We start from the raw sequence: 13774 nt of genomic DNA, 5'->3' as shown, positions 1-13774 counted from the left end.
GCCGTCAACGTCCTCGCGTCAACAGCCCCCGCCACCGCCCCCAATCCCTGGTCACCGGCGGCAGCGCGAGCACGAACAGCACCGCCGCCAGCGGCACCACGCACACGAAGCCGAGGTGCTTGAACCCGAGCGCCCCCGCCCCGCCGCCGAGCACGAACGCGGCCAGCAACCCGCCCGCGCGCGTCGCCCGCAGCCGGTCGTGCCGCACCGCCGCGCGCTTCACCGACGGCTGCCGGTTCCAATAAAGCATCTTCCCGAGCTCCATCCCGAGATCGGTGATGTTCCCCGTCATGTGGGTGGTGCGGATGCTCCCGCCCGAGGTCTTGGACCCCACCGCGTTCTGCAGCCCCATGATGAAGGCCAGCAGCAGCACCGTCAGCGGCACCGCGAACGGCGTGTGCCAGGTCAGCGTGATCGCGCCCATCAGCCCGAACGGGAACAGCAGCGCCGCTTCCAGCATCAGCGGCAGCGCATACACGCTGCGCAGGCCGTGCTGCCTCGCCCAGTTCACCAGCACCGCGCAGACCGCCGCACCGGCCAGGAAGGCCAGGATCGCCCCCAGCGCGTTCAGCACCAGCGTCCCCTGCCCCATCACCGCGCCGTCCGCCAGCTGCGAGGCGAAACCCGTCATGTGCGAGGTGTACCGCTGCAGGATCAGGAACCCGCCCGCGTTCACCGCCCCCGCGTTGAACGCGAGCAGCAGCCCCAGCGCCTGGTTCGTGGACGGCGCGCGGTGGCGGCTCGTCAGGTGCAGCAGTCGCCTCACGGCGCCTCCCGATGTCGATGACAGTGCGGGCGATGATACGGGCGCTCCGGCGCACGCGCCCACCCGCGCGACGGGCGCCCGCCAAGCCCCGTCAATAGGTCGAGGGCTGCCCGTCCAGCTTCGCCCCGTACCTCGTCAGCGTCTTGTGCAGGCGCCCGAAGTCGATCGGCTTGACGAAGTAGTCGTCGAAGATCAGATCCTCGCCGGACTCGAAATCGGTGTTCAGCGGCGTGCCGCTCACCGCGATCGCGATCAGCGCCGGCAGGCTCACCTTCAGGCGCCCCGCCAGATGCCGCCCATCGGCGTCCGGCATGTCGATGTCGGTGATCAGGATGTCCGGCTCCCACTTCAGGCCGATGCCGATCGCCTCCAGCCCGTTGCGCGCGACCCGCAACTCGAAGTTGTAGACCGTGAGCAGCTCGCGCAGGAGATCCAGCGAATCCGGCTGGTCATCGGCGACCAGGACCTTGAGGCGTTCCGACATGGCGTGCAAGGAATGACAGTTGGGGCGGCGGTAGCAATCGGCGGGCCCGGCTCAGCGCGACAGCAATGCCGGCAGCGACGAGCCCAGCAGCGCCACCCCCGACGCCGTCAGCAGGCTCAGCACGATCTGGCGGAAACGCTGGTCCGAGATGCCGTGGTACAGCCGCCCGCCGAGCAGCGTCGGTACCAGCATCGCCGGCGCGACGACGCCGAACAGCGGCAGCATGTCCCGGGTGACGACGCCCGTGGAGAGGTAGACCGCCATCGTCACGGCCAGCGCCGAGAGGTTGAAGTTCTGGATGATGGAACGCTGCTCGTCCTTGGGAAGCCCGCGAAGGGTGCACCAGAGCGTCGGGACGGTGCCCGTGAACCCACCCAGCCCGCCCATCACCCCGCCGATGGCGCCGACCACGCCGTCCGCCACGCGCCCGCCGAACTGGATCCTCGGCAGCCGGGCGGCCATCAGCATGGCCGGGCACCAGACCACCAGCAGCCCGCCGAGGATGGCCTTGAACATCTGGACGTCGAGCAGCGGCAGCAGCGCCGTCCCGATCGGTACGCCGGCGAGCCCGCCGACCAGGAAGGGTGCCAGCCGCCGCCAGTCGAAGCCGCGGCGCACCGTCACCGCCGCGATGATCTGGCCGGTGAGCGAGCCGAAGACCGCCAGCGCCGCCGCCAGGCGCGGGTCCAGGGTCCAGGCCCAGAAGGACATGGCGGTCAGTCCGAAGCCGAAGCCGGACAGCCCCTGCACGAAGCCGGCACAGACGGCCCCCAGGATCACGATGCCGAGAGATTCCATGCGGCGCATTCTTCCATCGGGCACGCGCGCCGGGCGTACGCATCGTGGGCGCGCGGGAGTAGGATCGCCCAGTCCTTGAAAGCGCTTTCCCATGAAGAGAAAGAAGCCCCTCCTGTCGACGTCCAGCGAGGTCACGCTGGGCATGGTGGCCGTCGCCAGCGGCGTTTCGCCGAGCACCGTCTCGCGCGTGCTCAGCGGCAGCGCGCAGGTGAGTTCGGAGAAAGCCGCACGCGTCCGGCGCGCGATCGACGAACTGGGCTTCGTGCCCAACACCATCGCCCGCGCGCTCGCGGACGGCAGGACCTTCAACATCGGGCTGCTCGCGCAGTACTTCGAAAGCCCGTACTACGCGCTGCTGCTGCGCGGCATCGAGGAAGTCCTGACCCCCGCGGGCTACGGCCTGGTCGTGGCGAGCGGCCACTGGCAGCCGGAGGAGGAGCAGCGCTGCGTCGCCTCGCTGCGGTCGCGGCGCGTGGACGGGATCATCGTGCTCACGGGGGGGCTGAGCGACGAGTTCCTCACGGCGCTCGCGCGGGAACTGCCGGTCGTGGTGACCGGGCGCTCGCTTCACGCGAACGGCCTGCACGCCTTGAAGACAGACGACCTGGAAGGTGCCCGCGTCGCGACGCGCCATCTGATCGATCGCGGCCACACGCGCATCGCCTTCATCGGCGGCGATCTGGCGCACGCGGATTCGTCGGAGCGCGAGCGCGGCTACCGCGCGGCGTTCGAGGAAGCGGGCCTTCCCGTCGACGAAGCGCTGATCGGCAACGGCGACTATCGCGAGGCCGGCGGCGCCGCGGCGATCACGCGGCTGCTCGACCAGGGCCTGGCGTTCACGGCGGTCTTCGCGGCCAACGACCAGATGGCGGCGGGTGCCGCGCGCGTGCTGCACAGCCGCGGCTTCCGCGTGCCGGAGGACGTCTCGCTTGTCGGCTACGACGATCTCCTGAACACCGCGCATGCGAGCCCGCCCCGCACCACCGTCGACGTCCACATCGCCGAGCTGGGCCGGCGCGCGGCGTCCGCCATGCTGGACCTGCTGCGCACCGGCGGCTCTGCGATCGAGCCGCCGAGGCCCCAGTTGATCGTCCGGGAGTCGACGCGGCGCCTGCCGTCGACGGCGGCGAACGCCTGTTGAGCGGCACCCTGGCGGGCTCGGCAAGCGCCGGCCGTCGGATCATGAACTGACCCCTTCAATCCTTGCTCTTCGTCAACTGCCCGTCACAAAACCTCGGCAGAATGCAATGCATCCGAGGCAACAACCGGCTGCACTACTGGGCAGAGAGCTGGAACCCGTCACCAGCGTCGCGGATACCACATTCAGAAACGAAGCCACCCCGAGGGGTGGCTTCTTTCATTTGGGGCTTAGGAAGCCGTCACTGCGCGGACAAGCGCCAGATACGCCGGCCAAAGAGCGTCACCATGACCGGCCCGAAGCCAAGGCTGACCACCAGCAGCTTCCAGTTCGCATCGAAGTTACCCTCGATCACGACACCGATTGCCACGAACAGGCCGAAAAAGAGCATCGACAGTCCGAACGAGAAGAGCACGAGAAACCGGCGAGGTCCGGCGACGCGCAGTTTCTCGAAGTCCAACAGATCGAGCATATGACCTCCTTCAAGGTTGAAAAGGGCGTGCCCTCCCCGAAGGCACGCCCCTGGACTGAGGTCAACGTGCCTGTTGGGCGACCCAGTAGTGATACACCGCGCCGCCAGCCGCGCCAAGCGCGGCGCCGCCCAGGAATCCCATCGGCGTACCACCGGTCACCGCGAATCCGGCAAAGCCGCCCGCGAGCGCGCCCTTGCCGATGTCGCTCAACAAGGCGTCAGAAATGCCTCCAGAGACCAGCTCCAGTTCTTCGAGCGTGAGTTCACGCAGTTCCATTTGATTGACTCCAAAGAAGAATGAACAAGCGGCCATCGACTGCACCGCGGCGATTGGCTCGCGACCGGTCAGCGAGCACCTGTCAATGTGCCGAAGCGGTTCCACCAAGCCAATCGCCTGTGTCAGTACATTGCATTGACGCCTTCCACCCATCCGAGGTAGATAACACTCAAAGTGGTGAAACGAGTTCGAAAGCAGACCCGTACTTGCGGGGTTTCCACCTAGCCGCGTCGCGCCCGCCCATCACCTTGGGTAAAGAACTTTGAAAGTCCGCGCCGGCCTCCGTCACGAAACGTACAGCGTGCGATCCTTTCGACCCATCCGCGACGACGCGCCCTCCTGCCGTCGTCCGCGGCGCCACCACATCCCCTTTCGCGCTTCCGTCCCAGCCATCGCCAGATCGGGCCGCGCCTGCTCCTGCCATTGCCTTTCCGATGACAAGCACCCGCCGACCTGCCCTGCACCCGCTCTCCTTCGCCCTCATGCTGGGCCTGAGCGCCTCCGCCTGGTCGCAGACCACGCCGCCGACACCCGCTTCACCCGCCACGCCGCCCGCGAAAGCCCCGGCACCGACGCCTGAACGCTCGCGCCCCGCCGCTCCGCCGACGACCAAGGAAGCCGACAACCCCACCCAGCTCGACCGCGTCGAGATCCAGGGCACCTCGCGCGACGACGACCAGCGCCGTGCCTCCACCGCCTCGAAGATCATCATCGGCCGCGAGGAGATCGAACGCTACGGCGACTCCACCATCGGCGAGGTGCTCAAGCGCCTGCCCGGCGTCACCACCGGCGGCCGCCCCGGCCGCGGCGGCGAGGTCCGCATGCGCGGCATGGGCGGGGGCTACACCCAGATCCTCGTCAACGGCGAACGCATGCCGCCGGGCTTCTCGCTGGACGAGCTCCCGCCCGAACAGATCGAACGCATCGAGGTGATGCGAGCCCCCACCGCCGAGTTCGGCGCGCGCGCCATCGCCGGCACCATCAACGTCGTCCTGCGCGAAGCGATCCAGCGCCGCCTCAACGAAGTGCGCCTGGCCACCACCTTCGAGCGCGACCACGTCACCCCGCACTTCAACTGGACCCGCAACGACAAGATCGGCGACAACGGCGACGCCTACAACTTCACCGTCAACGCGATGCAGCACAAGCGGCTGGACGACATCGACTCGCAGTCCTTCACCCAGCGCTTCGACACCACCACCGGCGCGCTCAAGAGCGACACCCTGCTCCAGACCCGCGGCCAGACCGCCGATGAGCGCAAGTCGCTCAACATGACCGGCCGCCTGCAGCTGCGCCTGGACGGCGGCGACACCCTCGCCATCCAGCCGTTCGTGATGGTCAACCGGGGCAGCGGCAGCAGCGACTCCCGGCAGACTCAAGGCCCCGTGCCGGACGAGAACGCCTTCGAACGCATCAAGTACGACACGTCCAGCAACGACAGCAGCAGCCGCTCCGCCATGGCGCGCCTGAACCTGCAGTGGAACAAGCGCATCGACGAGCGCACCCGCATGGAGACGCGCCTCGGCGCCGGGCGCATGACGATGAACAGCAGCGCCCATCGCGAGGAAGACCTCGACAGCACGCCGGGCGTCTCCTATCGCACCCAGGACGACACCACGAAAAGCCGCGACACGCAGTGGAGCGTGAACGTCAAGCTCACGCACCAGATGGAGAACGAGCACAACCTCGTCGCCGGCGTCGAGGGCGAAGGCACCGACCGAAGCCAGACGCGCGGCTGCTACGAGGTCTTCGGCCAGACGATGCGCGGCGCCAACTGCGCCTTCCTCGCCGACTTCGGCGAGAACGTCAGCGCCTCCACGCGCCGGCTGGCCGTCTACGGCCAGGACGAGTGGAGCATCGGCAAGCAATGGGGCTTCTACGCCGGCCTGCGATGGGAAGGCATCCAGACGGACAGCACCAACAACCAGGGCCCGGTGAAGAACACCTCCAGCGTCCTGACCCCGCTGCTGCACGGCGTCTACAAGATCGACGAGAAGAGCCGCGAACAGATCCGCGCCAGCCTCACGCGCAGCTACAAGGCGCCCAACCTCAACGACGTCATCGGCCGGCTGAGCATCAACAACCAGTTCACCTGCCAGCCGCCGGACACCCTCTGCGGCCCCAACCTGATCAACTATCCGGACCGCTTCGGCAACCCCGACCTGAAGCCGGAGATGGCCACGGGCGTCGAGATCGGTTACGAGAAATACCTCTCGAAAGGCGGTCTGCTGAGCGCCAACTTCTTCTATCGGCGCATCACCGACCTCATCCGCAGCCAGGCGGAACTCGAGACCGTGCCCTACGCCACCGAGCAGCGCTGGGTCATCCGCCCCCGCAACATCGGCAACGCCAAGACCTACGGCGTGGAGCTCGAGGCCAAGTTCCGCCTCGACGAGTACCTGACCGACGCCCTCCCGGTCAACCTGCGCAGCAACCTCTCGCTGTTCCATTCAGCCGTCGACGGCATTCCGGGCCCGAACAACAAGCTCGACCAGCAGCCCCGCTACACGGCCAACCTCGGCGCGGACTACCGGCTTCGCTCGGTGCCGCTGACGCTGGGCGCCTCGCTCAACTACACGCCCACCACGCTGCTGCAGCAGAGCGACCAGGTCCTCAACGACATCGACAAGAAGCGCGTCATCGATCTCTCCGCGATGTGGACCTTCTCGCCCTCGGTGGCCGTGCGTGTCGCCGCCAGCAACCTGGTCCCGCTGACCTATGGCAACGGCAGCATCGCCACCACGCCGGGGCGCATCGTCACCAGCGAGAGCACCGGCCGCAGCTTCACCGTCTGGACGCTCCGCCTCGAATTGAAGGTCTGAGCCGGACGCCAGAAGCAAAAAAGGCTGCCCGGTAAGGGGCAGCCTGAAAGCAGCGGAGCAGAGGGCCTCCGCGAGGGCGACAGGGCTGCAGAGGCCAGCCCCGAGGAGTCAACGGGTCAGTGGCGCGCCTTGGCGGGGGCCAGGTCTTGCGTCTGGGATTGCGTCTGGGATTGCGCCTGATTCTGGAACTTGCCGCCGACAGCGTGGCTGGCCGGCGCCCAGACCGTAGCGCCGACGCCCAGCACCAGCAGCGCGAGCACGGTCCAGGTCAGCGGTGACGTGCGACGGCGGGCGATCGGACGCGGCGGGCGCGAGCCCATGCGCGCGGGACGCAGCTGCGACGGCAGCTTGTATTCCTGCAGACGATGCACCCGCACCGCCTGTTTGCTGCCGTCACTTCTGGACACAACCTCGAAGCTCAGGCGCTCGCCTTCGCGCGGCGTCTGGCCGTCCATGGGGAAGGCCGACACATGCACGAACAGGGCATCACCGCCCTGCTCCGGCTTCATCAACCCGTGGCCGCGCTCGGCGTACCAACTTTCCAACGTGCCATCGAATCGCATGATCTGATCCCCCATCGTGTAGAAACCCGACGCGCCTCGCCGGCTCGTGGCCGGCGCATGGCGTCCTGGACCGGGCGCTTCTCTCTTGAATCTGACGAAAAGGCCCGGCGCGGGGCCGGGCTCTTTTTGTGTATGGGGGCATCCTGCCGGACCCGGGTCAGGTCACGGCAACAGGCTGTAAACCGTGCAACTTCACACGGTTTTAGTTCTTCAGACCGGGCTTGAGGTACTTGTCGAGGAATTCGAGGGTCTTCCGGTTGGCCTCGACCTGGTTCTTCTTCTTCGAGAAGCCGTGGCCCTCGTCGTCGAAGACCACGTACTCGACCGGCACGCCGTTCTTCTTGACGGCCTCGACGATCTCGTCGCTCTCGGGCTTGATCACGCGAGGATCGTTCTTGCCCTGGATCACCAGCAGCGGCTTGCGGATCTCCTTGGCGTGGAACAGCGGCGAAGTCGCGATGAGGAAATCCTTGTCCTTCACCGGATCGCCGATCTCCAGGTACAGCGCCTTGCGGAAGGTCTCCCAGTAGGGCGGGATGGACTCCAGCGTGCGCAGCCAGTTGGACACGCCGAAGATGTCGATGCCGACCTTGAAGGCCTCTGGCCGGAACGCCATCGCCGCCAGCGTCATGTAGCCGCCGTAGCTGCCGCCCATGATGCCGATGCGCTCGGGATCGATGACGCCCGTGCCGGCGAGGTAGGTCTTGGCCTCGATGCAGTCCCACAGCGGCTCGCGGCCGTGCTTGCCGTCGTCCGCGGTGAAGAAGGTCTTGCCGTAGCCCGAACTGCCGCGGTTGTTGATGCCCAGCACCGCGTAGCCGTGGTTGACCAGGTACTGGACCATCGCCGCGTAGCCGCGCGTGGTCTGGCCGCCCGGCCCGCCGTGGACCATCACCACCGCCGGCACCTTGTGGGTGGGCGAGGCTTCCTTCGGCTCGTAGTAGACCGAAGGGATCACCATGCCGTCGAACGAGCGGAAGCGCACGATGCGCGCCTCGACCAGTTCCTCCGGATCGATGTCCTTGGACAGCGAGCGCGTCAGTTGCTTCGCCTGCTTGGTGCCGAAGTCGTAGACGTACAGGTTGCTCGGCGAGCGGTCGCCGTTCAGGTAGAAGGCCATGCGCTGGCTGGTCCGCGAGAACGCCACGCCGCGCAGTTCTCCGCCGGGCAGCTTCGGCAAGGTCACCGGCTTGCCGTCGGCGGTCTGCACGATGCGCAGTTCCAGGCTGGCGTCGGCGTTGACGCCGGTCACGCGGTAGCGTCCGTCGCGCGAGTAGCTGCTGTAGACGATGTCCCAGTCCGACTTCTCCAGGTCGCGCTTCTGGCCCGTGGCCAGGTCGTAGGCGATCAGGCGCTGGAACTCGGAGCCCTCGTTCGAGAGGATCAGCAGCGTCCTGGACTCCGGATCGAAGTCGGTCGCGCTGAACGCGGCCACGCCCTCGTGCGGCGTCAGGTGCTTGGTCTCCTTCGATTGCACGTCGTACAGGTAGACGTCCGAGTCCGCCGTCGTGTTGTTCTTGCCCAGCGCCACCCAGCGCCCGTCGCCGCTGACCTCGAACACGGCGTTGCCTTCGTTGTTCTGGTAGATCAGCGTGCGGGCGTAGGTCTTCGCGTCGTAGCGGTAGACGTCGATGTAGCGGGCGTCACGCTCGTTGGTCGTGACGAAGAAGGCGTCGCCGTCGCGGCTCCAGCCCGCGAAGCCGGCCTTGACCTTGTCGCCGGGGGTCAGGTCGCGCTCGCTGCCGTCGAGCTCGCGCACGATCAGGTGGTTGTTCTCGTTGCCGCCCTGGTCGCGGGTAAACAGCACCCGGTCGTCGTGGCGGAAGTAGCTGACGGAGTAATGGCTCTCGGTCGTGGACTTCGTCAGCGCCACCGGCTCGCCGCCGTCGACGGACTGGCTGTAGACGTTGAAGATGCCGGTCTCGTTGCTGCTGAACAGGATGCGGCGCTCGTCCTGCGAGAACGACGCGCCGCGGACCGAGGTCGTCGCCATGAACTGCTCGATCGTGTAGGGCTTGGCGGGCCGCGGCTGTGCGGCCTTCGCCTGTGCCTTGGCGGCGGCGGGGGCAGTCGCGGTGGCGGGGGCGGTGGCGGGGGTCCTGGCGACCTTCTCCGTCGCGGCCTGCGAGGGCAGGACCGTCGCGGCGGCCAGCGCCATGCAGAGTGCCGTCAACGCCGCGCGCGACGCGCCCATCGGGGGAAACTTCGGGGACAGCTTCGGGGACGACTTCAACATCGGGGATCTCCTCTCCTGATCGGACCCGGGGACGTCCCGGGATGCCCCGACTGTAGGCACCGGGGTCAGGCTTTGACTATCCCGGATTCCTCGCGCTGCGCCCTGCCCCGACAGTCCGCATGCCGGCGCGATGAACGGTGAGCCGCCGCCTTCAGGGCCGGCGGTAGCGCGGCACGCCGGCGACGTAGCTCGCCACCAGGTTGCGGTCGTCCGACAGCGTCATCCAGGCGAAGGCGCGTTCATGCGGATCGCGCGCGAGGGCCATGCGGGCCTCGGCGACGGGGCCGGCGGCCCAGTCCCAGATGCAGACGTCGGCCAACGTCTTCGCGCCGAAGTGGCCCAGTTCGTCGGCCAGGCCCAGCGCCTCGGCCGCGCCCAGCGTGGCCGCGTGCAGCCCCGCCCAGGCCGTCAGCCGCTGGCCGTTGAGCGCCTGCACCTTGTAGCCGTCCGCCAGCGTGCGCTGCGCCGACAGCGAGGTCCCCCCGCCCACGTCGCTGGCCGCGCTCACGCGTACGCCGGCGGCCAGCGCGCCGGGCCAGTCGAACAGCCCGCTGCCGAGGAACAGGTTGGACGACGGGCAATGCGCGATGTGGGCGCCCGTGCGCGCGATGACGCGGCGGTCCTCGTCGTCCAGCCAGATGCCGTGCGCCAGCACCGCGCGCGGATGCAGCAGGCCGACGCGGTCGTAGACGTCGAGGTAGCTGCGCGCTTCGGGGAAGAGCTTGGCGACCCACTCGACCTCACCGCGGTTCTCCGCGACGTGGGTCTGCATGTAGAGGCTGGCATCGGCACGGCACAGCGCGCCGGCCATCGCGAGCTGCTCCGGCGTGCTCGTCGGCGCGAAGCGCACGGTGACGGCGTACGACAGCCGCTCGCGGTGGTGGTGCTTCGCGATGAGGTCGAGGCAGTCGCGCTCGGCCTGCGTCACGTCGTCCCGCAGCGCTTCCGGGGCGTTGCGGTCCATCAGCACCTTGCCGGTGATGAGCCGCATGCCGCGCGCGGCCGCCGCGTCGAACAGCGCGTCCGCCGACACCTTGTGCACCGTCGGATAAACGACCGCCGACGTGGTGCCGTGCGCCAGCAGCGCGTCGAGGAAACGTCCCGCGCCGACGTGCGCGACTTCGGGATCCATGTAGCGCTGTTCCGCCGGGAAGGTGTAGGTGTTGAGCCAGTCCAGCAGCTCGGTCCCGTAGGACGCGATCACATCCAGCTGCGGGCTGTGCACATGCGTGTCGACGAAGCCCGGCAGGATCAGCCGCCCGCTGTGGTCCTGGCGGACCCAGCCGTCGCCGGGGTCCTCGGCCTGCGCGCCGACGATGCGGCCGTCCTCGATCAGCAGCCAGTGATCCGGACGGAAACGCACGGCGGGGTCGTCCACGCGCGCCCACTGCGGCGCGGCGGTGAAGTCCAGCAGGTCGCCCTTCAGGGCCAGGCGAGCGGGAGCAGCGGATCGGTCGGTCGTCATGCGTTCAGCGGAAAGGGATTCAGGGGGTGGCGTTCGGGGAAAAGGCAATCGGGACGCAGCGTCGATCCGCCGCTCAGGAAGCGGATTTCACGAGCTCGCGCGCGACTTCGCGCACCTGCTCGCGCAGCCAACGCAGCGGCGCGCTGTTGTGGCTGACGTCGTGCCACAGCTGGTAATAGGTCATCGGCGGGAACTGCACGGGGCAGCGCAGCACCGTGACCGGCAACTGATCCAGGTAGCGGTTGCAGAACAGCCGGCCGGTGGTCAGCACCAGCAAGCTGCGCGCCACCATCTGCGGCAGCTGCCCGAAATGGGCGCAGCGCACGGCGATGCGGCGCTCCAGCCCGAGCGAGGCCAGGTGCTGCTCAATCACGCCCGGCTGGCCGCGGCTCAGCGGCATGGGCGCCAGATGCTGGCAATCGAGGTAGCGTTCCTGCGTCCAGGCGCGCGGCGTCATGCGCGCGGCGGGATGGTCCTTGCTGACGAGGCAGACGACCTCGTCCACCAGCAGGCGGCCCATGTGGAGCTCGCCGGGCGGTTCCAGCCAGTTGCCGATCACCAGGTCCACCTCGCCGCGGGCGAGCGAGGCGCGGTAGTCGAAATCGGCGTTCAGCGGCTGCAGGTCGAGCTGCACGCCCGGCGCCAGCCGCTGCAGATGCGCCACCAGCAGCGGGAGGAACAGCGGATCCAGGTAATCGCTGGCGGCGATGCGGAAGCGCAACCCGGCGGTCGCGGGATCGAAGCCGGACTTGCGCAGTCGCGCGCCGAAGAGCTCGTCGGCCTCGCGCAGCAGGCGCTCGGCGGGAGCCAGCAGTTCCAGCGCGGTGGCGGTCGGCGTCATGCCCGCGCCGCTGCGCACCAGCAGCGGATCGCCCGTCAGGGTGCGCAGGCGCCGCAGCTGCGCGCTCAAGGCGGGCTGCGTGCTGCCGAGCCGCATGGCGGCCCTGGACACACTGCGCTCGGAAATCAAGGTATGCAGGACCCGCACCAGAAGGAGGTCGATCTTGTCGACATTCAGCGCTTCCGACATGGTCAGCGGCGTATAGAGGTCATAACGCCAATCGTATAACCATCCGGTTGTCAGAGGAGTACCGTTCCGGTTAAGTGCATCCCGCTCCGCCCGCTGCCCGCCGTGCCCGCTTCTTGCTTGCCCGCCAGCGCCCGTTCCGGCCCCGCCCGCCTCGTTCGCCGTCCATGACCGATCCCCGTCCCATCCGCTTCTTCCATCAGGGTCAGCTCCAGGCCGTCACCGGACTGCCGCCGACGACCACGGTGCTGCAGTACCTGCGCGAGCACGCCCGCTGCGCCGGCACCAAGGAAGGCTGCGCCGAAGGCGATTGCGGCGCCTGCACGGTGCTGGTCGGCGAGCTGGACGCGGACGGCCAGGCGGTCGGGCTGCGCAACGTCAACGCCTGCATCCAGTTCCTGCCGATGCTGGACGGCAAGGCGCTGCTGACGGTCGAGGACCTCGGCCACAGCGCCGACCTGAATCCCGTGCAGCAGGCGCTGGTCGACTGCCACGGCTCGCAGTGCGGGTTCTGCACGCCGGGCTTCGCGATGACCATGCAGGCGATCTACGAGCGGCATCAGGCCTGCGGGACGCGGCCGGAGCGTCAGGCGCTCGCGGACGACCTCGCCGGCAACCTCTGCCGCTGTACCGGCTACCGGCCGATCCTGGACGCGGGCGAGCGGATGTTCGACGCGCCCGCTCGCACGATCGATCGCGCACCCATCGTCGAAGCGCTGCGTGTTCTGGCCGAGGATCCGCCCCTCCTCTACGAAGCGCCATCGCGCACCGGCTCGCCGCAACGCGTCTTCGCGCCGCGCTCGATCGACGAGTTCGCCGCATTGCGCGAAGCGATGCCGCAGGCGCGGCTCGTCGCCGGCGCGACGGACGTCGGTCTCTGGGTCAACAAGCAGCAGCGCGAGCTCGGCGATGTGATCCTGACGGGGAACGTCGAGGAGATGCGGTGCATCGACACCATTGCAGGCCAAGACACCTCGGTCGGCAACGGAAACGGCAATGGCCATGGCACCACGCTGCGCATCGGCGCGTCGGTCACGCTCGAAGACGCTTGGTCCGCGCTGACCGAGCGCGTGCCCGCCCTGCGCGAGCTCTGGCTGCGTTTCGCCTCGCCGCCGGTGCGCCACGCCGGCACGCTGGGCGGCAACATCGCCAACGGCTCCCCCATCGGCGACGGTGCTCCGGCCCTGATCGCGCTCGGCGCGCGCATCGTGCTGCGCAGAGGCGCGACGCAGCGGATGCTGCCGCTCGAGGCCTTCTATCTGGACTACATGAAGAACGCGCTCGAGCCCGGCGAGTTCGTCGAGGCGCTCGAAGTCCCCTCCCCGCCGCCCGGCACGCGCTTGCGCGGCTACAAGCTCGCCAAGCGCTACGACAGCGACATCTCCGCCGTCTGCGCGGTGCTGAGCCTGCGGCTGGAGGACGGCGTCGTGCGCGATGCCCGCTTCGCGTTCGGCGGCATGGCCGCGATCGTGAAGCGCGCGGCGGAGGCCGAAGCCGCCGTGACCGGCCGGGCCTGGGACGAAGCCGCCTCGATTGCCGCGGCCGCCGCGTTGAAGGACGACTTCAAGCCGATGACCGACCTGCGCGCGAGCGCGAGCTACCGCGAACGCACCGCCGCCAACCTGATCCGCCGCTTCTGGCTGGAGACCCGCGCGAACGCACCGGTCGCCGCCGAGTCCGCCAGCGTCTGGCAGGCCGTCAACCTGTATCGGAGCGTCGCATGAAC

12 protein-coding genes are annotated in these 13774 nt (G+C 68.6%); 3 read left to right on the top strand and 9 right to left on the bottom strand.

Annotated features, from left to right (window positions below; all coding sequences use genetic code 11):
• Window positions 1-4: 4 nt before the first annotated feature.
• From PV762_RS00720 to PV762_RS00710, 3 genes are all read right to left on the bottom strand, one after another.
• Window positions 5-766, bottom strand: a complete 762-nt coding sequence (locus tag PV762_RS00720) for a YoaK family protein (protein WP_421033119.1) — start codon at window positions 764-766, stop codon at window positions 5-7.
• A 91-nt stretch (window positions 767-857) separates the two neighbouring features.
• On the bottom strand, window positions 858-1250 hold the full coding sequence (locus tag PV762_RS00715) for a response regulator (protein ID WP_421033118.1): 393 nt from the start codon (window positions 1248-1250) through the stop codon (window positions 858-860).
• 51 nt (window positions 1251-1301) lie between these two features.
• Entirely contained in the window at window positions 1302-2048 is a 747-nt protein-coding gene (locus PV762_RS00710; RefSeq protein ID WP_421033117.1) for a sulfite exporter TauE/SafE family protein, read from the bottom strand.
• Between the two features lie 91 nt (window positions 2049-2139).
• Here PV762_RS00710 and PV762_RS00705 point away from each other — a divergent pair, with 91 nt between their 5' ends.
• Entirely contained in the window at window positions 2140-3189 is a 1050-nt protein-coding gene (locus PV762_RS00705) for a LacI family DNA-binding transcriptional regulator (RefSeq protein ID WP_421033116.1), read from the top strand.
• 238 nt (window positions 3190-3427) lie between these two features.
• Here PV762_RS00705 and PV762_RS00700 read toward each other — a convergent pair whose 3' ends face one another.
• Complete coding sequence (locus PV762_RS00700) at window positions 3428-3658, bottom strand: hypothetical protein (protein ID WP_421033115.1); 231 nt, start codon at window positions 3656-3658, stop codon at window positions 3428-3430.
• 61 nt (window positions 3659-3719) lie between these two features.
• Window positions 3720-3935, bottom strand: a complete 216-nt coding sequence (locus tag PV762_RS00695; protein WP_421033114.1) for a Blp family class II bacteriocin — start codon at window positions 3933-3935, stop codon at window positions 3720-3722.
• Between the two features lie 434 nt (window positions 3936-4369).
• On the opposite strand from PV762_RS00695, the gene PV762_RS00690 reads away from it, so the two are divergent.
• Window positions 4370-6757: a TonB-dependent receptor plug domain-containing protein gene (locus tag PV762_RS00690; protein WP_421033113.1), complete on the top strand. Its 2388-nt coding sequence runs from the start codon at window positions 4370-4372 to the stop codon at window positions 6755-6757.
• 116 nt (window positions 6758-6873) lie between these two features.
• Here the strand turns inward: PV762_RS00690 and PV762_RS00685 are convergent, their stop codons facing one another.
• The 4 genes from PV762_RS00685 to PV762_RS00670 form a co-directional block, all read right to left on the bottom strand.
• Entirely contained in the window at window positions 6874-7320 is a 447-nt protein-coding gene (locus PV762_RS00685; protein ID WP_421033112.1) for a cold-shock protein, read from the bottom strand.
• A 202-nt stretch (window positions 7321-7522) separates the two neighbouring features.
• Window positions 7523-9556 (bottom strand): prolyl oligopeptidase family serine peptidase, encoded by a 2034-nt coding sequence (locus tag PV762_RS00680; protein WP_421033111.1) that lies wholly within the window; start codon window positions 9554-9556, stop codon window positions 7523-7525.
• A gap of 151 nt (window positions 9557-9707) precedes the next feature.
• Window positions 9708-11021: a guanine deaminase gene (gene guaD, locus PV762_RS00675; RefSeq protein ID WP_421033110.1), complete on the bottom strand. Its 1314-nt coding sequence runs from the start codon at window positions 11019-11021 to the stop codon at window positions 9708-9710.
• A gap of 73 nt (window positions 11022-11094) precedes the next feature.
• Complete coding sequence (locus PV762_RS00670) at window positions 11095-12051, bottom strand: LysR family transcriptional regulator (RefSeq protein WP_421033109.1); 957 nt, start codon at window positions 12049-12051, stop codon at window positions 11095-11097.
• Window positions 12052-12215: 164 nt separating this feature from the next.
• Between PV762_RS00670 and xdhA the strand changes: the two genes are divergently transcribed.
• On the top strand, window positions 12216-13772 hold the full coding sequence (gene xdhA, locus PV762_RS00665; protein ID WP_421033108.1) for a xanthine dehydrogenase small subunit: 1557 nt from the start codon (window positions 12216-12218) through the stop codon (window positions 13770-13772).
• Window positions 13773-13774 lie beyond the last annotated feature (2 nt).

It is taken from the genome of Mitsuaria sp. CC2 (assembly GCF_048957715.1).
GTDB lineage: Bacteria > Pseudomonadota > Gammaproteobacteria > Burkholderiales > Burkholderiaceae_C > Roseateles.
Note: the sequence above shows the minus strand (reverse complement) of the source record. Positions and strands in the feature narration are given on the sequence as shown.

Coding starts and splice junctions, on each gene's coding strand:
- PV762_RS00695 (WP_421033114.1), bottom strand. CDS start 3,935: ATGGAACTGCGTGAACTCACGCTCGAAGAACTGGAGCTGGTCTCTGGA.
- PV762_RS00700 (WP_421033115.1), bottom strand. CDS start 3,658: ATGCTCGATCTGTTGGACTTCGAGAAACTGCGCGTCGCCGGACCTCGC.
- PV762_RS00670 (WP_421033109.1), bottom strand. CDS start 12,051: ATGTCGGAAGCGCTGAATGTCGACAAGATCGACCTCCTTCTGGTGCGG.
- PV762_RS00680 (WP_421033111.1), bottom strand. CDS start 9,556: ATGTTGAAGTCGTCCCCGAAGCTGTCCCCGAAGTTTCCCCCGATGGGC.
- PV762_RS00710 (WP_421033117.1), bottom strand. CDS start 2,048: ATGGAATCTCTCGGCATCGTGATCCTGGGGGCCGTCTGTGCCGGCTTC.
- xdhA (WP_421033108.1), top strand. CDS start 12,216: ATGACCGATCCCCGTCCCATCCGCTTCTTCCATCAGGGTCAGCTCCAG.
- PV762_RS00685 (WP_421033112.1), bottom strand. CDS start 7,320: ATGCGATTCGATGGCACGTTGGAAAGTTGGTACGCCGAGCGCGGCCAC.
- PV762_RS00715 (WP_421033118.1), bottom strand. CDS start 1,250: ATGTCGGAACGCCTCAAGGTCCTGGTCGCCGATGACCAGCCGGATTCG.
- PV762_RS00690 (WP_421033113.1), top strand. CDS start 4,370: ATGACAAGCACCCGCCGACCTGCCCTGCACCCGCTCTCCTTCGCCCTC.
- PV762_RS00705 (WP_421033116.1), top strand. CDS start 2,140: ATGAAGAGAAAGAAGCCCCTCCTGTCGACGTCCAGCGAGGTCACGCTG.
- guaD (WP_421033110.1), bottom strand. CDS start 11,021: ATGACGACCGACCGATCCGCTGCTCCCGCTCGCCTGGCCCTGAAGGGC.